At 71.5% G+C, this 18531-nt stretch carries 12 protein-coding genes and 1 tRNA gene; 7 read left to right on the top strand and 6 right to left on the bottom strand.

Annotated features, from left to right (window positions below; genetic code table 11):
- Positions 1 to 83 precede the first annotated feature (83 nt).
- Positions 84 to 156, bottom strand: a tRNA-Gln gene (locus ACFY01_RS35490).
- 15 nt (positions 157 to 171) lie between these two features.
- Positions 172 to 1032, bottom strand: a complete 861-nt coding sequence (locus tag ACFY01_RS35485; protein WP_390739864.1) for a hypothetical protein — start codon at positions 1030 to 1032, stop codon at positions 172 to 174.
- Positions 1033 to 1198: 166 nt separating this feature from the next.
- Between ACFY01_RS35485 and ACFY01_RS35480 the strand changes: the two genes are divergently transcribed.
- Positions 1199 to 2500 carry a sensor histidine kinase gene (locus ACFY01_RS35480; RefSeq protein ID WP_390739863.1) on the top strand — a complete coding sequence of 434 codons (1302 nt, stop codon included), beginning with the start codon at positions 1199 to 1201 and terminating at the stop codon, positions 2498 to 2500.
- Positions 2501 to 2528: 28 nt separating this feature from the next.
- On the opposite strand, the gene ACFY01_RS35475 is transcribed toward ACFY01_RS35480, so the two are convergent.
- Both ACFY01_RS35475 and ACFY01_RS35470 read right to left on the bottom strand, forming a co-directional pair.
- On the bottom strand, positions 2529 to 3026 hold the full coding sequence (locus tag ACFY01_RS35475; RefSeq protein ID WP_390739862.1) for an SUKH-3 domain-containing protein: 498 nt from the start codon (positions 3024 to 3026) through the stop codon (positions 2529 to 2531).
- Positions 3027 to 3087: 61 nt separating this feature from the next.
- Complete coding sequence (locus ACFY01_RS35470; protein ID WP_390739861.1) at positions 3088 to 3603, bottom strand: YwqJ-related putative deaminase; 516 nt, start codon at positions 3601 to 3603, stop codon at positions 3088 to 3090.
- 235 nt (positions 3604 to 3838) lie between these two features.
- On the opposite strand from ACFY01_RS35470, the gene ACFY01_RS35465 reads away from it, so the two are divergent.
- The 3 genes from ACFY01_RS35465 (at position 3839) to ACFY01_RS35455 (ending at position 8576) form a co-directional block, all read left to right on the top strand.
- Positions 3839 to 4837, top strand: coding sequence for an SMI1/KNR4 family protein (locus ACFY01_RS35465; RefSeq protein WP_390739860.1), 999 nt, complete (start codon positions 3839 to 3841; stop codon positions 4835 to 4837).
- Positions 4838 to 4846: 9 nt separating this feature from the next.
- Positions 4847 to 7498 carry an SUKH-4 family immunity protein gene (locus ACFY01_RS35460; protein WP_390739859.1) on the top strand — a complete coding sequence of 884 codons (2652 nt, stop codon included), beginning with the start codon at positions 4847 to 4849 and terminating at the stop codon, positions 7496 to 7498.
- Positions 7499 to 7691: 193 nt separating this feature from the next.
- The gene (locus ACFY01_RS35455; RefSeq protein WP_390739858.1) at positions 7692 to 8576 is read left to right on the top strand and encodes a cellulose-binding protein; all 885 of its coding nucleotides are present in this window, start codon (positions 7692 to 7694) and stop codon (positions 8574 to 8576) included.
- Positions 8577 to 8687: 111 nt separating this feature from the next.
- On the opposite strand, the gene ACFY01_RS35450 is transcribed toward ACFY01_RS35455, so the two are convergent.
- A complete protein-coding gene (locus ACFY01_RS35450) occupies positions 8688 to 10292 on the bottom strand; it encodes a cation acetate symporter (RefSeq protein ID WP_390739857.1) in 1605 nt (534 codons plus the stop codon).
- Positions 10289 to 10699 carry a DUF485 domain-containing protein gene (locus tag ACFY01_RS35445; protein WP_390739856.1) on the bottom strand — a complete coding sequence of 137 codons (411 nt, stop codon included), beginning with the start codon at positions 10697 to 10699 and terminating at the stop codon, positions 10289 to 10291. The genes ACFY01_RS35450 and ACFY01_RS35445 overlap by 4 nt, the downstream gene beginning before the upstream one ends.
- Before the next feature lie 675 nt (positions 10700 to 11374).
- On the opposite strand from ACFY01_RS35445, the gene ACFY01_RS35440 reads away from it, so the two are divergent.
- The 3 genes from ACFY01_RS35440 to mfd all read left to right on the top strand — a co-directional run bounded on the left by ACFY01_RS35440 (position 11375) and on the right by mfd (position 18525).
- Complete coding sequence (locus ACFY01_RS35440; protein ID WP_390739855.1) at positions 11375 to 12163, top strand: ABC transporter ATP-binding protein; 789 nt, start codon at positions 11375 to 11377, stop codon at positions 12161 to 12163.
- Complete coding sequence (locus tag ACFY01_RS35435) at positions 12160 to 14739, top strand: ABC transporter permease (RefSeq protein WP_390739854.1); 2580 nt, start codon at positions 12160 to 12162, stop codon at positions 14737 to 14739. The genes ACFY01_RS35440 and ACFY01_RS35435 overlap by 4 nt, the downstream gene beginning before the upstream one ends.
- Before the next feature lie 234 nt (positions 14740 to 14973).
- Entirely contained in the window at positions 14974 to 18525 is a 3552-nt protein-coding gene (gene mfd / locus ACFY01_RS35430) for a transcription-repair coupling factor (RefSeq protein ID WP_390739853.1), read from the top strand.
- The last annotated feature ends 6 nt before the right edge of the window (positions 18526 to 18531 follow it).

The raw sequence follows: 18531 nt of genomic DNA, 5'->3' as shown, positions 1-18531 counted from the left end.
GGGACATCCGCAGGATACCGGGGCGTTTCTTGGGGGACGTGAGAGCGGGCCCTGACAGAGGTGTCAGGGCCCGAACCTTGCAGCTCCGCCAGCTGGATTCGAACCAGCACTACAGGGCTTCAAAGGCCCGCGGGCTACCAATTACCCCATGGCGGATGGCTGCGTCAGACCTTACCTGAGTCGTGTCGGCGCCTGAGACACCATTCCCTTCCACCATCCTTCAATCCGACGATAGAGGTCAGCTCCTTGTGACACTCGGATCACGAGGCAGCCTCGGTAGTTGTCGCCCACGTTCTTGCGCACCGTCTTGGGGTTGTGCTTCTTGATCGTCGTCTTCTGGAACGCTGAGGCTTCGACGCCCACCAAGTCGGCCCAGTAGCGCTTGGCGCCCTCTACGTTTGCGGTGATGTGGATCATCACTCGGTATGTCAGACGTTCGGGCTCGACACCCAGCAGGCTGAGCCAAGCCAGGTAGATCTGGATCACACCGGGATCGCTGTTGACGAAGAGGACGTTCTCGCGCCGGTCGTATGGCTTGTCTTTGGAGCCCTCGGCCCAGTACAGGGCGACGCCCGCAATGAACAGATCGCGGTCGGACATCTCACCGAGCTGCTCCGCCGCAGCGGCCTTGGTCTGTTGCCGCTTCTGCTCCCGCATGGCCAGCTCGTGCTCCCACCTCTTTCGAGCGGCCAGCGTTGCCTGCTCCGTCGGGTCGCGGCGCTCCGGCTTCGGCAGATCCCGTACCCACAGTGAGATCGAACTCTTCGAGCACCCCAGCTCCACCTGGATCTGGTCGTAGGTCCACCCCTGGAGCCGCAGCTCCCTCGCCCTGCCCCTCAGGTCGTCCTTCGCGTTCGGCCGCTTGGTCCATTCCGGGGGCGGCTCGCCCTCCAGTAGCCGGTTGAGGATGTCGTTGTTGTCCACGTGCAGCCGATCGCGGATCTGCCGTCGGCTGAGCCCCGCCCGCCGCAAGGCGACCGCCCGCTCCCGCAACCCCTCGAAGTCCGCGTACTTGCCTGCTGAATGTGCCATGGGCATACCGTCCGGGCGGAATGCCCGCTTCCGGGGTCGAACGGGTGTGGTTCAGCAGTTCGAGGGATACCGGTCGGTTTCGCTGTTATTCGATTACGGGGTGTGGTGTAACCCAGTCCGCGAAACTCACCGGAAAAGCGGTACCTGCCGAACGTAGGCTGGACGCATGACCACGACGGGGGAAGACCATGCCACGGGCCCGACCGGCCCGTGGTGGTGGGCGAGGTGGCGCAGTGCGGTGCTCGACGGGAGTCTCGCGCTGGTGTCGGCTCTGGAGTGCGGCGCGGAGGGGATCCCGTTCGCGCGTGATGCCGGGATTCCGGTGGCCGTGGGGATCGTGTTCGGGTTGCTCGCGGGGTCGGTGCTGCTGATCCGCCGCCGGTGGCCGATCGCCGTCGTGCTGGTGGCGATCGCGATCACTCCGGCCCAGATGGGTTTCCTGATGGGCATCGTGGGTCTGTACACGCTGGCCGCGTGCGAGCTGCCGCGTCGGATCATCGTGGCGCTGGCGGGGATGTCCCTGGTGGGGACGATGGTCGTGACGTTCGTGCGGGTGCGGCAGGACATGGCGCGGGGTGACTTGACCCTCGGCGACTGGTTCGTGCCCTTCGCCTCCATCACCACCTCCCTCGGGCTGACCGCGCCCCCGCTTCTGCTCGGCCTGTACGTGGGTGCCCGGCGTCGGCTCATGGAGAGTCTGCGGGAGCGGGCGGACAGTCTGGAGCGGGAGCTCCAGTTGCTGGCCGAGCGGGCGGAGGAGCGGGCCGAGTGGGCGCGGGGCGAGGAGCGGACGCGGATCGCGCGGGAGATGCATGACGTGGTCGCGCACCGGGTGAGCCTGATGGTGGTGCATGCGGCGGCGTTGCAGGCGGTGGCGCGGAAGGATCCCGAGAAGGCGGCGCGGAACGCGGCGCTGGTGGGGGACATGGGGCGGCAGGCGTTGACGGAGCTGCGGGAGATGCTCGGGGTGCTCAGGGCGGGGGACGACGCCCAGCGGCGGGCGGCGCAGGCGCAGTTGGCGGCTGTGGATGTGGTTGTCGCGAAGGCGGCTTCGCGGGCCGTGGACGAGGACGGGCCGTGTCTGTCGGAGCTGGACGAACTGGTGGGGCAGTCGGCCGCCGCGGGGATGGTGGTGGATCTGTCGGTGGAGGGGGACGCGCGGTCGTATGCGCGGGAGGTCGAGCAGACGGCGTACCGCGTGGTGCAGGAGGCGTTGACGAACGTCCACAAGCACGCCGCGGGTGCGAAGACGTATGTGCGGCTCGCGCATCGGGTGTCGGAGATCGCGATGCAGGTGGAGAACGAGCCGCCGCCGGAGGTGGGGTCGGAGCCCGCGGTGGGGTTGCCGTCGGGTGGTAACGGCCTGGTGGGGATGCGGGAGCGGGTCGCGGCGCTGGGCGGGGTGTTCGTGTCGGGGCCGACGGACGCGGGGGGTTTCCGGGTGTCGGCGGTGATTCCGGCGGCGTGAGCCGGCTGGGTCGCGGGGCCGGTGGGGGTCAGCCGGCGGTGAGGCGTACCGGTTCTATGCCGGAGATCAGTGCTGTGAGGGCGTGGTCGATGTCGGGGCCGAGGTACCAGTCGCCGGTGTGGTCGAGGGCGTAGACGCGGCCCGCGGCGTCGACGGCGAGGAGGGAGTGGGTGTCGGTTTCCTCGCCGAGGGGGCAGACGTCGGTGTCGAGGGCGCGGCCGAGGTCGCCGAGGGTGCGGGCGTGGTGGACGCCGTGCAGTGGGTCGAGGTGGAGGGTCGCGGGGGCGATCTGGCGGCCGGGGCCGGTGGGGGCGATGTGGAGGCCGCCGAATTCGGCCCAGGCTTCGACGGCCGCGGGGAAGACGGTGTGGCGGTGGCCGGCGGGTGAGGTGTGGTCGCGGAGGGTGTCGGCCCAGTATTCGGCTTGTTTTATGTCCCAGCGTCCGGGTTGCCAGCCGGCGGTGCGCAGGGCGGCGTCGACGGGGACGGCGAAGCGTGTGGTGGAGGTGGTGCGGTCGGTGTGCATCTGCCCTTCGTTCGTCGTGCTTGTGCGGAGTGCCTGTGCGGGGTGGTGCGGGTGGTGGGTTCTAGTCGTCGGTGGTGGGGTCGACGATGCGGACGCCGAAGTGGGCGCTGAGGGCGGTGCAGGCGCGGCATGGGGTGGCGAAGCTGCCGTGGAGGGGGTCGCCGTCCTCGCGTATGCGGCGTGCGGTGAGTTTGGCTTGTTTGAGGGCTTTGCGTGCTTCGCCGTTGGTCATGGGTTTGCGGGCGGCACGTCTGCTGCGCTCGGCGTCGGCGGCCGTGATGTGGCGGGAGATGAGGATGGTTTCGGCGCAGCGGCCGGTGAAGCGGTCGCGTTGGGCGCTGGTGAGGGTGTCGAGGAAGTCCTGGACGAGGGGGTGGAGGGCGGGGGTGTGGTCGCCGCGGGCGGCGGTGCCGGTGAGGGTGGTGCCGCGGACGGAGAGGGCGGCGGCGACGGTGGGCAGGATGCCGTCGCGGCGGTGCAGGAGGGTGGGGGCGGGAGGTGTTTCGGTGCTGCTCCAGCCGATGCGGGGGTCGCCCGCGTGTACGTCTCCACCGCCTCCGGCCTGCATGGTGTTCATGGTCCTCTTCCCTCCCGGGCTTCCCCCGAAGGACACAGATTGCCAAATCGCGTGGCGGGTGCGGAAGCTGGGGCGGTGCGACACGCCCTGTTCGGGGTGGGCTGTCACGGTGGGGTGACGGCTGGTCACGGAAGTGGAGGCCCGGTGACCGGGGTCGGTGTACCGCATAGGCTGTCGGCATTCGCGATCGATTCCGCCGTACAGGCCTGAGAGAACGCCGCAGGGGGCTACCGCCATGACGACAGGTCGGCTCGGGCAGCAAGCCGCGCCGCCGAACGCGGCCTATGCCGGGCAGGTCGTGCATTTCCCGGATCCGGTCCGGGCGGCACGTCACCCGAGAGGGGTACGTGTCGACGAGCGCGGGTACCCCGATTTCTCGCCGTATGCGCGTGCGGCGGCGGAGGTTGCCGAGCCGCCGGAGGGTTTCGGCGTCGATGAGTTGCGGCTGACGGACTACGTGTCGGCGAACGCGGCGTTGGCGGCGTCGGGGCACGAGTTGTGGGACACGGTGCCGGATGTGGCGACGCCGCACGGCTGGACGTGGCATCACGTGGTGGGTTCGCGGCGGCTGGAGCTGGTGCCGGTCGATGTGAAGGCGTTGCTGCGGCATCACGGTGGGGTGGCGACGGCCGGGGTGGACCACGGGAAGCGGGGGACGCGGCCGTTGCAGGAGACGCGTCCGGCGCATTTCGGTCTGCCGAAGTCGGGTGTGGCGGTGACGGAGTCGCAGGTGCAGGGGGTCGAGGAGGACCTGGGGTATCGGTTGCCGGGTGCTTATCGGTCGTTCTTGAAGGCGGCGGGCGGGTGTGCGCCGGTGGGGACGGCGTTGGTCGCCGAGTTGGGGTTGTTGGTGGATCAGCCGTTCTTCACGGTGCGTGATGAGGCTGCGGTCAATGACCTGGTGTATGTGAACAAGTGCTTGCGTGATCATCTGACGAAGGACTACCTGGGGGTGGCCTTCGTGCAGGGTGGTCTGCTGGCGGTGAAGGTGCGGGGGGAGCGGGCCGGTTCGGTGTGGTTCTGCGCGTACGACGACGCGCGGGACGTGGATCCGGCGTGGCCTCCGGCGGAGCGGGTGGAGCGTCTGCTGCTGCCGTGCGGTGACGACTTCGACGCCTTTCTGTCGCGGCTGGCGGGCAGTCCGCCGGAGTTGGAGACGGTGGCGAACCTGATGGTGGACGGCGGTTTCGCGCGTGCCGTTCCGGTGTCTTCCGTTTCTTCCGTGGGGGAGTGAGCTTCGGCGATGGTGACGTTCGCGCAGGCGCAGGAGCGCGCGGAAGAGTGGATCAACGGGGACGTGCCGGTGTACCAGCACCGTGAGGTGCGGGTGCGGGAGTTCGACCTCGGTTTCGTGGTGTGGGGCGAGGACCGTGCGGAGGGCCCGCGCTCGGACGCGGGCGGGCAGCGGCTGGTCATCGCCCGGGACAGTGGTGAGGCCACGTTGTGGCCGGCGTTGCCGGTGGGTGAGGTGATCCGCCGGTACGAGGAGGAGTACGGCCGTGAGGCCGAGCCGGCGGACGCGGTGCCGGCGCCCGCGGCGCGGGTGGATCTGAACCAGACGTCGTTCTTGCTGAGTCCGCCGGAGTGGTTGCAGGAGGCGGCGGACAAGCTGGGGATTCCGGATCGGCGCTCGCAGGGCGGCGAGTTGCCCCGGACGCAGGCGGGGGTGCCGGTTTCGGGGCCTGCCGGTGCTTCGGGTGCCGAGCCCTCGGACGCGGTGCCGTCGGACGCGGTGCCGTCTGATGGTGTGCCGTCGGATGGCGGGCTGGGCGGTGGTGCGCCGGGCGGTGGTGCGCCGGGCAGTGGTGCGTCGTGGCCGGCCGCCGGGGCCGGTGAGCGGGGTGGCTCCGATGGGCCGGTGCCCGCCGGGGCGACGCCCTGGGCGGGTACGGACACCAATGGGGACGCCGGTGAGGACCGGTCCGTGCCGTTGCCGGCGACGGTGTTCTCGCCGCCGGTGAGCGAGTCCGGCGATGGCTCGCCGACTCCGCCGACTCCGCCGGACGCCAAGACGGCGCTGATCTCGGGGGGCAGTCAGCTGCCGCCGACGGCTGTCGCGCCGGCGGTGGACGGTCCGGGGGCTCCGGCTGCCGGCCCGGTTCCGAGGCCCGCGCAGGGGAGCTCCCCGCCGCCTCCGCCGCCGGGTGCGCCGTCGTACGGCTATCCGCAGGCGCCGGGCGCGCCGCAGGGCAGCACCCCGCCGCCTCCGCCTGCGCCGCCCGGTGGCCCGCAGGGTGCTCCCAGGTACGGCTATCCGCAGGCCCCGGGAGCCCCGGCGGGTGCTCCGGGCGCGCCTCAGCCGCCGGTCGGTCCGGGGGGCCAGGGTGCTCCCGGTGCTCCCGGTGCTCCGGCTGGTCCGGCTGGTCCGGGGCGGCCGTTGGCGCCGAACGCCGGGGACATCGCGGACGCCGCGACGAGCAAGGCCGCGCCTCCGCCGCGCCGGGCGCGCGGTGGGGCGGGTGCGCCGCCTCCGCCGCCGGGTGCTCCGGGGACGCCGGGTGCCGCGCCGCCGCCTCCGCCGGGTGCGCCCGGGGCGCCGGGTGCGCCGGGTGCGCCTGCGGGCGGGTATGTGCCGACGCAGATGGTGTCGGCGCTCGGTCCTCAGGGGCCCGCGGGCCCGCAGCCGCCGGGTGCTCCGGCCGGTCCCGGTGTGCCGAACCCGTCTGCTCCGCAAGGGCCTTCGACGGGTGGTGGGCCTGGTGGCGTGCATCACGCGGAGACCGTGCTGGCCGCGCCCCCGGTGTCCGGGCCCGGCGCGCCTCCGCCGCCTCCCCCCGGTGCGGCGGCCGCCCCGCAGCCGATGCCGCCGGGTGCCATGCCGCCGCCTGGTGCCATGCCCCCGCCGGGTGCCATGCCGCCTCCCGGTGCCATGCCGCCGCCCGGGCAGCCTCCGGCGTACGGCTACCCGCAGCAGCAGGGGCAGCCGATGGTCGGTCCGGGGTATCAGGCCGTGCTGCGTTATCGCGCGCAGGACGGTTCCGAGCAGCAGCTGATCCGGCGTTCGGCGCCGGGTACGCCGCATCCGGAGTGGCAGATCTTCCATGAGCTGCGTGCGATGAACGTGCCGCCGAACCAGGTGCTGGAGCTGCACACGGAGCTGGAGTCGTGCGAGCTGCCGGGTGCGTACTGTGCGCGGATGATCCGGGAGCAGTGGCCGCAGGCGCGGATCGCGAGCATCGCGCCGTACGGGACGGATCACGCGAGCCGGCAGCAGGGCATGCGGCAGTTGCTGGCGCACCAGGGCGAGTTGCACCAGGTGGCGGACGGTCCCGCGCGGCCGGCGCCGGTGCGGGCGCCGTTGCCGCCGGTGCAGCCGGCGCCGCCGATCCCGCCGGAGGCGATCGCGCAGGAGCTGGCGGCGGCGTTCGGGCCGGGGGTGTTCCGGTTCGACCAGGGGGCGGTGTCGCGTCAGGGTGTGCCGCCGGTCGTGGCGCACACGCTGGTGGTGGCCGGGCTGCCGCTGGACATGGGTCCGTTCTTCTGGGCGCAGGCGCAGCCGGGGCGTCCGGTGCCGACGCTGGCGGAGCTGGCGGCGGAGCGTGGGGTGCAGCCGGCGCCGGACGCGGGGTCGTACCTGGTGATGGGTACGGACTTCGGCAAGGCGGTCTGTGTGCAGTACGGGACGGCGAACATCGTCGCCGTGCCGGTCGAGGCGGGGCCGGGCGGTGGGCCCGTGCCGCCGCAGTTCGTGAACTCGGGGCTGCCGGAGTTCGCGCGGTGTCTGGCGCTGCTGGGCCGGATGTGGCGGCTGCGGTTCGGTCTGAACCCGGAGCAGGCGGGCCGCTGGACGGTCGATTTCCAGGCGCAGTTGGCCTCGCTGGACCCGGCGGCGCTGGGGTCGCCGGAGAGCTGGTGGTCGGTGCTGCTGGAGCAGATGTGGGACGGGCTGCTGTAGGGCGGCTGTCGTAGCGGTTTGTCGTAGTCGGTGGGGCCGGACCCGGGTGACCGGGGGCGGCCCCTTCGCGTGCTGCCAGTACCTGGCCGAGTTGTGTCTGCGGAGTGTCGCGTTATGAACACTTACGTCCGATACATCAAGATATGCGCGAAATCATCATTTCGTGTGTGTCTGGCGGAGAGGGGTTCACAGGATGGGCAGTGCACCGGTGTCGCCGCACGGCTTCGTCTCCGTCCGGGGGCGCGGCTACCGGCCCGACCGGGTCGACGCGTTCGCCGAGGCGCTCTCGCGGGACCGGGACGCCGCCTGGGAGCGGGCCGCCCGGCTCACCGTGCTCGCCAAGGACATGGCGGCGGAGGTGGCCCGGTTGCGCGAGACGGTCGCGCAGCTGGCACCGCCGACGTACGAGTCGCTCGGCGAGAGCGCGCGGCGTCTCTTCCAGCTCGGGGTGGAAGAGGCGCACGCCGTACGGGAGTCCGCGCGGGACGCCGCGCGGGCTGAGCTGGCTGAGGCGCTGGCGTACGCCGAGAGCGTGGGCCGGGCGGCCGAGGAGTACGCGGACGCGCTCGTCGGGGACGCCGAGGAATGGGCCCGCCAGCGGCTCCTCGCGGCGCAGGCCGAGGCCGACGCCCTTCGGGTCGGTACGCGGCGGGCGGTGAAGGAGAGCCGCAGTGAGGCGCTCGCGGCGCTGCGGGAGGTACGGCAGCGGACCTCGGGGATGCTGGCCGAGCAGGCCCGGGAGCATGCCGAGCGGTGGGCGGCGGTGGAGCGGGAGGAGGTCGAGCGCTCGGCCGAGTTCGAGGCGCTGCACGCCGAGCGGGTGGCCCGGGCGGAGGCCGCGGTGGCGGACGCGGAGCGGGAACTCGTGGCGGCGAGGGAGGGGGAGGCGCCGGGCCAGGAAGAGGCACGCGCGCGTGCCGCCGAGATCCTTGCCGAGGCCCGGGTGCGCGAGGACCTGATCGCCCGGGAGACGGAGCGGGTGCTGCGCGAGCACGGGGAGACGTGGGACCTCATGCAGGCACAGATGGACTCCGTGCGCAGCAGCCTCACGACCTGGAAGGGCCGAGGGGCCGAGTAGCCGAACCAGGCGCCCACCAGCGCGGCGCCCCTCGCGTCGGCCGGCACCGGTCCTCGCGTCGACCGGCACCGGTCCTTGCTCCGGCGGTGCCGGGCCGGGTCAGCGGCGCGTCTACCGGCGTACCACCCCCGCCAGGATCCAGCCCTCCACCGCCTCGTACTGCCGCCGCTGTTCCTCGGCCTTGTGCCGGCCGCAGGCCATCGTGCCGAGCCAGCCGAAGGCGAAGCCGGCCGGGATGGAGACCAGGCCCGTGGTGGTGAACGGGAACCAGTTGAAGTCGGCGTGGGGGAAGGCGGCGACGGGGGAGCCGGAGACCAGGTTGGTGCCGGGCATGAGCAGCAGGACGGTGAGGGAGCCGCCGATCAGGGTGCACAGCAGGCCCGTTCGGGTGTAGCGGCGCCAGAAGAGGCTGTACACCAGGGCGGGGGCGATGGCGGAGGCGCCCAGGCAGAAGGAGAGGGTCACCAGGGGTTGCAGGCTGTGGTGCTGGACCAGGGTGGCCAGGAGGACCGCGGGGATGCCGATCGCCAGCGCCGAGAGCCGGGCCAGTGCCATCTCGCGGGGAGCGGGCATCTCCTGCACGCGGGCGGCGAAGACGTCGTGGGCGAGGGAGTTGGCGCAGGCGAGGATCATGCCGGCGACGGAGGCCAGGAGGGTCAGGAAGATCGCGGACGTGACCGTGGTGAACAGCAGCGTCTCCGCGGTGGAGATGTCGGAGCCGAACGCGGCCCGCGCGCCCAGCAGGTAGGCGGTGTTGCCCTGCGGGTCGGCGCCCGCGATGGCCCGGCTGCCGACGAGCGCCGTCGCACCGACCGCCACGACCATGATGACCAGCACGAACAGGGCCACGCAGGAAACCGCCCAGGACATCGAGCGGCGGACCTGGCGGGCACTGGAGGCGGTGTACATGCGCATGGTGATGTGCGGCAGGCAGGCGCCGCCGAGCACGATCGTCAGCTCGGACGAGATCATGTCCAGGCGGGGTGCGGCGCCGCCCGCGAACTGGAGGCCGGAGTGGAGGAAGGCCGGTCCGGCGCCGCTCTGCCGCGCGGCCTGGCCGAACAGGGCGCCGGGGTCCCAGTCGAAGCGGTGCAGCACGAGTACGGCGACGACGGCGCCGGAGCCGAGCAGCATCACGATCTTCAGGATCTGGATGAGGGCGGTGCCCTTCATGCCGCCGATCGCCGCGTAGCTGATCATCAGGGCGCCGATGCCGACCACGCACCCGGTCTTCACCGACTCGTTGGAGAAGCCGAGCAGGAACGCCATCAGCTGTCCCGCGCCCGCGAGTTGGACCAGCATCAGCGGCAGCAGCGCGGCGATGGTGACCGCGCAGGCCGCGATCCGTGCGCCGCGTCCGGGCGTGCGGCGGGCCAGTGCGTCGCCCATGGTGAAGCGGCCGGCGTTGCGCAGGGGTTCGGCCAGCAGGAACATCAGCAGCATCAGCGACAGGGCCGTGCTCAGGGCCAGCACGATGCCGTCGTAGCCGCACAGGGCGATCACGCCGCCGGTGCCGAGCACGGTCGCCGCCGAGATGTAGTCGCCGGCGATGGCGAGGCCGTTGCGCAGCGGGGAGAGGGAGCCGTAGCCGGTGTAGAACTCGTCGAGGTCGTCGCGGTCCGGGCCGGTCATCACGCACAGCAGCAGGGTGATGGTGGCGACGGTGCAGAAGGCCACCAGGGACCACGCCTGCGCCGAGTCGCTGAAGCCGGTCATCGTGCGGCCCCCCGCTTGGCGTCGAGTTCGGCCTGCTTGCGGATGCGGTCGGCGAGCGGGTCGACGCGGCGGCGCGCGGTGTGCTCGTAGAGGGCGATCGCCAGCCAGGTGACGGGCAGTTGGGCGAGGGCGAGCAGCAGGCCGGTGGGGATGCCGTCGGTGGCGGGGGTCGTCATCAGGTCCGGGGCGAACGCCGACAGCAGCAGGAAGAGGGTGAAGTAGCCGAGCGCGGTGAGGGTGGCGGTGCGGCGCTGCCAGCGGTAGGCGCTGCGCAGGATCCGCAGATCGCTGTGGTGGCCGAGCGGTGCGCGCTGGGGTGCGCTGCGGGGGCGGTGGGGTTCGGGGGGTGGTGGCTGCCAGGGGTAGGTGAGGTGTGCGGGGTGGTGCGGGGACGGGTCGTAGGACATCCCGTGCTCCTTGCGTGGCTCGGGTCCGTGGCGGCGGACCGCAGGGAGGTGGGGGGAGCGAGTGCGCACGCTACTCGCAGCTTTCCGGGGCGCGCGGGGTTTTCATCAAACTGGACGGTCGGTATGCGCTTACTATGCGAAAACGTGTCTGACCTCGGGTGTTACCGGCGTTAACTTGCGTGCGTGCGACCGCAGTCGGACACCTGAAGCGGAGGGGTACGTACCTCCCTGAGGCGAGGACGGCACCCGAGGTCTCCGTCCGGCTGCCCTGACCGGCCCCTTGCCCCCTGCACCTATGCGCCGGGAACAGCTTCCCGTTTGACCCTCACGTGGCGGGAGGATGCAGCCTGTCGGGGCCGAAGGGTGGAGCGGGACCCCGAGTCCGGCTCCACCCGGGGGTGGACCGCCCCTAGGGGTTCCTCCGTACAACGGCTGGGGGAGGGTTCGTACCGCCGGAGGACGAGACGGCACCCGTGCCCTCCTTAACCTGGCTTTACGCCGTCGGGGGGCGGCTGACCGAACCGGCGGAGGTGGGGTTAACCCCCCGCGAAGAGGGGGCTTCGCACCAGCGCGCGGCGCCCCCGCGGGACGCCAGACTGATCGACGTACCCAGCACGACGCGCCGGCTCGACCGGGCGCATCCGCAGACCTGCTGACCGACATAGGAGACTTACCGTGACATCGGCTGTGACCATTCCCAGGCACGGGGGCACTGGAGGGCGTACGGCCGTTGCCGCGCGGGCGCGGCAGGTCGTGAAGGCGTACGGGTCGGGCGAGACCCGCGTCGTCGCCCTGGACCACGTCGACGTGGACATCGCCCGCGGCCAGTTCACCGCGATCATGGGCCCCTCGGGCTCCGGCAAGTCCACGCTGATGCACTGCCTGGCCGGGCTCGACACCGTGACGAGCGGCCAGATCTACCTGGACGAGACCGAGATCACCGGCCTGAAGGACAAGAAGCTCACCCAGCTGCGCCGGGACCGGATCGGGTTCATCTTCCAGGCGTTCAACCTGCTGCCGACGCTGAACGCGCTGGAGAACATCACGCTGCCCATGGACATCGCGGGCCGCAAGCCCGACCGGGCGTGGCTGGACCGGGTGGTGGAGACCGTCGGCCTCGCCGGGCGGCTCAAGCACCGGCCCACCCAGCTCTCCGGCGGCCAGCAGCAGCGCGTCGCCGTGGCCCGCGCCCTGGCCGCCCGCCCCGAGATCATCTTCGGGGACGAGCCGACCGGCAACCTCGACTCGCGGGCCGGCGCCGAAGTCCTCGGCTTCCTGCGCACGTCCGTGGACGAGCTGGGCCAGACCATCGTGATGGTCACCCACGACCCGGTGGCGGCGTCGTACGCGGACCGGGTGCTGTACCTCGCCGACGGCCGGATCGTCGACGAGATGTACCAGCCGACGGCCGACCAGGTCCTGGACCGCATGAAGGACTTCGACGCCCGGGGGCGTACGTCATGACCGTCCTGAAGACCTCGATGCGCAACTTCTTCGCGCACAAGGGCCGTATGGCGCTGTCGGCGATGGCGGTGCTGCTGTCGGTGGCGTTCGTGTGCGGCACGCTGGTGTTCACCGACACGATGAACACCACCTTCGACAAGCTGTTCCAGGCCACCTCCTCCGACGTGCAGGTAAGCGCCAAGGGCGCCTCCGACACCGGTGAGACGACCTCCGACAACGGCAAGCCTCCGGTGATGCCCGCCTCGGTGCTCGGCAAGGTCCGCAAGACCCAGGGCGTCAAGGCCGCGGAGGGGACGGTGTTCTCCACCACGGCCACGGTCGTCGACGCCGACAAGGACGACCTCTCGCCCAGCAGCGGCGCGCCGACCATCGTCGGCAGCTGGAATGGCAACGACGCCCGCACCATGAAGATCACCTCCGGTGCGGCGCCCAAGGGCTCCGGCCAGATCATGGTCGACGCCGACACCGCCGACAAGCACCACCTGAAGCTCGGCGACGAGATCGGCGTGATCACCACGGTCGGCACGCACACCGCCCGCGTCTCCGGCATCGCCACCTTCCAGGTCACCAACCCCGGCGCGGCGATCTTCTACTTCGACACCCGCACCGCCCAGCGGACGCTCGTCGGCGAGACCGGCGTCTACACGAACGTCAACGTCACGGCGGCGAAGGGCGTCACCGACGCCCAGCTGAAGAAGAACGTGGCGGCCGAACTCGGCGCCGGCTACAAGGTGCAGACCGCCAAGGAGGTCGCCGACGCCAACCAGAAGCAGGTCGAGGGCCTGCTGAACGTCATGAAGTACGCGATGCTCGGCTTCGCCGGGATCGCCTTCCTCGTCGGCATCTTCCTGATCATCAACACCTTCTCGATGCTGGTCGCCCAGCGCACCCGGGAGATCGGTCTGATGCGGGCCATCGGCTCCTCCCGCAAGCAGGTCAACCGCTCGGTGCTGGCCGAGGCGCTGCTGCTGGGCGTGGTCGGGTCCGTGCTCGGTGTCGGCGCGGGCGTCGGCATCGCGGTGGGCCTGATGAAGCTCATGGGCAATATGGGCATGCACCTGTCGACGGACGATCTGACGGTCGCCTGGACGACCCCGGTGATCGGTCTGCTCCTCGGGGTCGTGGTCACCGTCCTGGCCGCCTACCTGCCCGCCCGCCGGGCCGGCAAGGTCTCCCCGATGGCCGCGCTGCGCGACGCGGGCACCCCGGCCGACGGCAGGGCCGGCTGGATACGGGCCCTGATCGGTGTCGTCCTCACCGGCGCCGGAGGCCTGAGCCTGTACGCGGTCACCTCCGTCGACAAGGCCAAGGACGGCACCCCGTACCTCGGCATGGGCATCGTGCTGACCCTGATCGGTTTCGTCGTCATCGGCCCGCTGCTCGCCGGCGGCCTGGTACGGGTGCTCAGCGCCGTGCTGCTGCGGATGTTCGGCCCCGTGGGGCGGATGGCCGAGCGCAACGCCCTGCGCAACCCGCGCCGCACCGGCGCCACCGGCGCGGCCCTGATGATCGGCCTCGCGCTGGTCGCCTGCCTGTCGGTGGTCGGCTCCTCGATGGTGGCCTCCGCCACCGACCAGCTCGACAAGACCGTCGGTACGGACTTCATCATCCAGAACGACAAGGGCGAGAAGGTCGTCCCGCAGGCGGTGAAGGCCGTGAAGTCGACGCCGGGCCTGGCCCGGGTCACCGAGTACCGGACGGCCGTCGCCGACTACACCACCCCCGACGGCAAGACGCTCAAGGACACCGACATCACGGCGGCCGACCCGTCGTACGCGAGCGACCTGCGCAAGAAGACCGTCGCCGGTGACCTCAAGGACGCCTACCTGCCGGACTCGATGTCCGTCCACGAGAAGTTCGCCAAGGCCCACGGCATCCACCTCGGCTCGAAGATCACCGTGGCCTTCAGGGACGGCTCCACCGCCCACCTGACGGTCCGCGCGATCACCAGCAGCGACGACGTGATCGACCAGGGCGCCAAGTACACCTCGATCGCCACGCTCGCCAAGTACGTGCCGGCCGACAAGATGCCGCTCGACCAGCTGGTCTTCGCCACCGCCAAGGACGGGCAGCAGGCCGCCGCGTACAAGGCGCTGAAGTCCGCGCTGCACGGCTACCCGCAGTACAAGGTCCGCGACCAGACCGACTACAAGAAGAACCTGAAGGACCAGATCGGCCAGCTGCTGAACATGATCTACGGCCTGCTGGCACTGGCGATCATCGTGGCGGTCCTGGGCGTGGTGAACACCCTGGCCCTGTCCGTGGTGGAGCGCACCCGGGAGATCGGTCTGATGCGGGCCATCGGCCTCTCCCGCCGCCAGCTGCGCCGCATGATCCGCCTGGAGTCGGTGGTCATCGCCCTCTTCGGCGCCCTGCTCGGCCTCGGCCTCGGCATGGGCTGGGGAGCCACCGCCCAGAAGCTGCTCGCCCTGGAGGGCCTGAAGGTCCTGGACATCCCCTGGCCGACCATCATCTACGTCTTCGTCGGCTCCGCCTTCGTGGGACTGTTCGCGGCGCTCGTCCCGGCGTTCCGGGCGGGCCGGATGAACGTACTGAACGCGATCGCCACCGATTAGCGATCGGCCTCGGACCACCGCGGACGGGGGTCACGGGGGAACGGGGGAGGGGCTGGGCCCGGCGGATGCTGCCGCCGGGCCCAGCCCCTGTGGCGTCGGGGGCCGGGGCGACGACCCGGCCGATCCTCACTCCCGCGGGTGAACGCCCCGGCGGAGTCGTACGCTGGACACCCCCGGCCCGCGACGCGTGTCGGGCCCGTCGTGTTGCCCGCCCCGGACGAAAGCCGCCCCCGAATGAGCCTGCACGGTCTGCTCGACGCCGTAGTCAAGGACCCCGCCCTGGCAGAAGCGATCAAGGCTTCCGCCGACGGCAACCGCATGCACGTCGACCTGGTCGGCCCCCCGGCGGCCCGCCCCTTCGCGGTAGCCGCCCTGGCCCGCGACGCCGGCCGCCCGGTGCTGGCGGTCACGGCGACGGGACGGGAGGCCGAGGACCTGGCCGCCGCCCTGCGCTCGCTGCTGCCCCCCGAGGGCGTCGTGGAGTACCCCTCCTGGGAGACGCTGCCCCACGAGCGGCTCAGCCCGCGCAGCGACACCGTCGGCCGTCGCCTCGCCGTCCTGCGCCGCCTGGCCCACCCCCGCGCCGACGACCCCGAGACCGGGCCGGTCTCCGTCGTCGTCGCCCCCGTTCGGTCCGTGCTCCAGCCGCAGGTCAAGGGCCTCGGCGACCTGGAGCCGGTGGCCCTGCGGACCGGGCAGACCGCCGACCTGAACGCGATCGTGGAGGCCCTCGCGGCGGCCGCGTACGCGCGCGTGGAGCTGGTGGAGAAGCGGGGCGAGTTCGCCGTGCGCGGCGGCATCCTCGATGTGTTCCCGCCCACCGAGGAACACCCCCTGCGCATCGAGTTCTGGGGCGACGACGTCGAGGAGATCCGCTACTTCAAGGTCGCCGACCAGCGGTCGCTGGAGGTCGCCGAGCACGGCCTGTGGGCACCGCCGTGCCGTGAACTGCTGTTGACGGAAGACGTCCGCACGCGCGCGCGTGCCCTCGCCGAACAGCACCCGGAACTGGGCGAGCTGCTCGGAAAGATCGCCGAGGGCATCGCGGTCGAGGGCATGGAGTCCCTGGCCCCCGTCCTGGTCGACGACATGGAACTGCTGCTCGACGTGCTGCCCAAGGGCGCCATGGCCGTCGTGTGCGACCCGGAGCGGGTACGCACGCGTGCCGCCGATCTCGTCGCCACCAGCCAGGAGTTCCTCCAGGCCTCCTGGGCGGCCACCGCGGGCGGCGGCGAGGCGCCCATCGACGTCGGCGCGGCCTCCCTGTGGTCCATCGCGGACGTCCGCGACCGCGCGCGCGAGCTGGACATGATGTGGTGGTCGGTGTCGCCGTTCGCGGCGGACGAGACCCTGGACGCCGACACCCTCAAGCTGGGCATGCACGCGCCCGAGACCTACCGCGGCGACACGGCGAGGGCACTGGCCGACACCAAGGGCTGGCTCGCCGACGGCTGGCGCACCGTCTTCGTCACCGAGGGCCACGGCCCGGCCGCCCGCACGGTGGAGGTGCTCGGCGGCGAGGGCATCCCCGCCCGCCTGGCCGTGTCCGACGCGAAGCCGGGCGACCTCGGCGAGCTCACCCCCTCCGTCGTGCACGTCGCCTGCGGCTCCATCGACTACGGCTTCGTCGACCCGGCGCTCGGACTCGCCGTCCTGACGGAGACCGACCTCACCGGCCAGAAGGCGGCCGGCCGGGACGGCACCCGCATGCCCGCCCGCCGCCGCAAGACCATCGACCCGCTCACCCTGGAGACCGGCGACTACATCGTCCACGAGCAGCACGGCGTCGGCCGCTACATCGAGATGGTGCAGCGCACCGTCCAGGGCGCCACCCGCGAGTACCTGGTCGTCGAGTACGCCCCCGCCAAGCGCGGCCAGCCCGGCGACCGCCTGTACATCCCCACCGACCAGCTGGAGCAGATCACCAAGTACGTCGGCGGCGAGGCGCCCACCCTGCACCGGCTCGGCGGCGCCGACTGGACGAAGACCAAGGCCCGCGCGAAGAAGGCGGTCAAGGAGATCGCCGCCGACCTGATCAAGCTGTACAGCGCGCGCATGGCCGCCCCGGGGCACGCCTTCGGCGCGGACAGCCCCTGGCAGCGCGAGCTGGAGGACGCCTTCCCGTACGCGGAGACCCCCGACCAGCTCACCACCATCGCCGAGGTCAAGGAGGACATGGAGAAGTCGGTCCCCATGGACCGGCTGATCTGCGGTGACGTCGGCTACGGCAAGACGGAGATCGCGGTCCGTGCCGCCTTCAAGGCCGTCCAGGACGGCAAGCAGGTCGCGGTCCTCGTCCCCACCACGCTGCTGGTGCAGCAGCACTTCGGGACGTTCTCCGAGCGCTACGGCCAGTTCCCGGTCAGCGTGAAGGCGCTCAGCCGCTTCCAGACCGACACCGAGGCCAAGGCCGTCCTGGAGGGGCTGCGCGAGGGCTCGGTCGACGTTGTCATCGGCACCCACCGGCTGTTCTCCTCGGAGACGAAGTTCAAGGACCTCGGCCTGGTCATCGTCGACGAGGAACAGCGCTTCGGCGTCGAGCACAAGGAACAGCTGAAGAAGCTGCGCGCGAACGTGGACGTGCTGACCATGTCGGCCACCCCCATCCCGCGCACCCTGGAGATGGCGGTCACCGGCATCCGCGAGATGTCGACGATCACCACCCCGCCGGAGGAGCGGCACCCGGTGCTCACCTTCGTCGGCCCGTACGAGGAGAAGCAGATCGGCGCGGCCGTCCGCCGTGAACTGCTGCGCGAGGGCCAGGTCTTCTACATCCACAACCGGGTCGAGTCCATCGACCGGGCCGCCGCCAGGCTCCGCGAGATCGTCCCCGAGGCGCGCATCGCCACCGCGCACGGCCAGATGTCGGAGTCGGCGCTGGAGCAGGTCGTCGTCGACTTCTGGGAGAAGAAGTTCGACGTGCTCGTCTCGACGACGATCGTCGAGTCGGGCATCGACATCTCCAACGCCAACACCCTGATCGTCGAACGAGGGGACAACTTCGGCCTCTCCCAGCTGCACCAGCTGCGCGGCCGGGTCGGCCGAGGACGTGAGCGCGGGTACGCGTACTTCCTGTACCCGCCGGAGAAGCCCCTGACGGAGACCGCGCACGAGCGGCTCGCGACCATCGCCCAGCACACCGAGATGGGCGCCGGCATGTACGTCGCCATGAAGGACCTGGAGATCCGCGGCGCCGGAAACCTCCTCGGCGGCGAACAGTCCGGCCACATCGCCGGTGTCGGCTTCGACCTGTACGTCCGCATGGTCGGCGAGGCCGTCGCGGACTACCGGCGCCAGCTGGAGACGGGCGAGATCGAGGAGGAGCCGCCGCTCGAGGTCAAGATCGAGCTGCCCGTCGACGCGCACGTCCCGCACGACTACGCGCCGGGCGAACGGCTGCGCCTCCAGGCCTACCGGGCCATCGCCTCCGCGAACAGCGAGGAGGACATCAAGGCGGTACGGGAGGAGCTCGTCGACCGCTACGGCAAGCTGCCCGAGCCGGTGGAGAACCTGCTGCTGGTGGCCGGGCTGCGGATGCTCGCGCGCGCGTGCGGCGTCGGCGAGGTCGTGCTCCAGGGCAACAACATCCGCTTCGCCCCGGTGGAGCTGCGGGAGTCGCAGGAACTGCGGGTCAAGCGGCTGTACCCGGGGACGGTCATCAAGCCGGCCGTCCACCAGGTGCTGGTGCCGCGTCCCAAGACCGCGAAGGTGGGCGGCAAGCCGCTGGTCGGCCGGGAACTGCTGGGATGGGTCGGGGAGTTCCTGGCCTCGATCCTGGGGTCGTAGGCCGTC

Origin of the sequence: Streptomyces sp. NPDC001480 (assembly GCF_042894725.1) — a bacterium.
GTDB lineage: Bacteria > Actinomycetota > Actinomycetes > Streptomycetales > Streptomycetaceae > Streptomyces.
The sequence above is the reverse complement of the archived record's forward strand: the minus strand, read 5'-3'. Positions and strand labels throughout refer to the sequence as shown.

Coding starts and splice junctions, on each gene's coding strand:
- ACFY01_RS35435 (WP_390739854.1), top strand. CDS start 12,160: ATGACCGTCCTGAAGACCTCGATGCGCAACTTCTTCGCGCACAAGGGC.
- ACFY01_RS35450 (WP_390739857.1), bottom strand. CDS start 10,292: ATGACCGGCTTCAGCGACTCGGCGCAGGCGTGGTCCCTGGTGGCCTTC.
- ACFY01_RS35480 (WP_390739863.1), top strand. CDS start 1,199: ATGACCACGACGGGGGAAGACCATGCCACGGGCCCGACCGGCCCGTGG.
- ACFY01_RS35470 (WP_390739861.1), bottom strand. CDS start 3,603: ATGAACACCATGCAGGCCGGAGGCGGTGGAGACGTACACGCGGGCGAC.
- mfd (WP_390739853.1), top strand. CDS start 14,974: ATGAGCCTGCACGGTCTGCTCGACGCCGTAGTCAAGGACCCCGCCCTG.
- ACFY01_RS35445 (WP_390739856.1), bottom strand. CDS start 10,699: ATGTCCTACGACCCGTCCCCGCACCACCCCGCACACCTCACCTACCCC.
- ACFY01_RS35475 (WP_390739862.1), bottom strand. CDS start 3,026: ATGCACACCGACCGCACCACCTCCACCACACGCTTCGCCGTCCCCGTC.
- ACFY01_RS35465 (WP_390739860.1), top strand. CDS start 3,839: ATGACGACAGGTCGGCTCGGGCAGCAAGCCGCGCCGCCGAACGCGGCC.
- ACFY01_RS35460 (WP_390739859.1), top strand. CDS start 4,847: ATGGTGACGTTCGCGCAGGCGCAGGAGCGCGCGGAAGAGTGGATCAAC.
- ACFY01_RS35485 (WP_390739864.1), bottom strand. CDS start 1,032: ATGGCACATTCAGCAGGCAAGTACGCGGACTTCGAGGGGTTGCGGGAG.
- ACFY01_RS35455 (WP_390739858.1), top strand. CDS start 7,692: ATGGGCAGTGCACCGGTGTCGCCGCACGGCTTCGTCTCCGTCCGGGGG.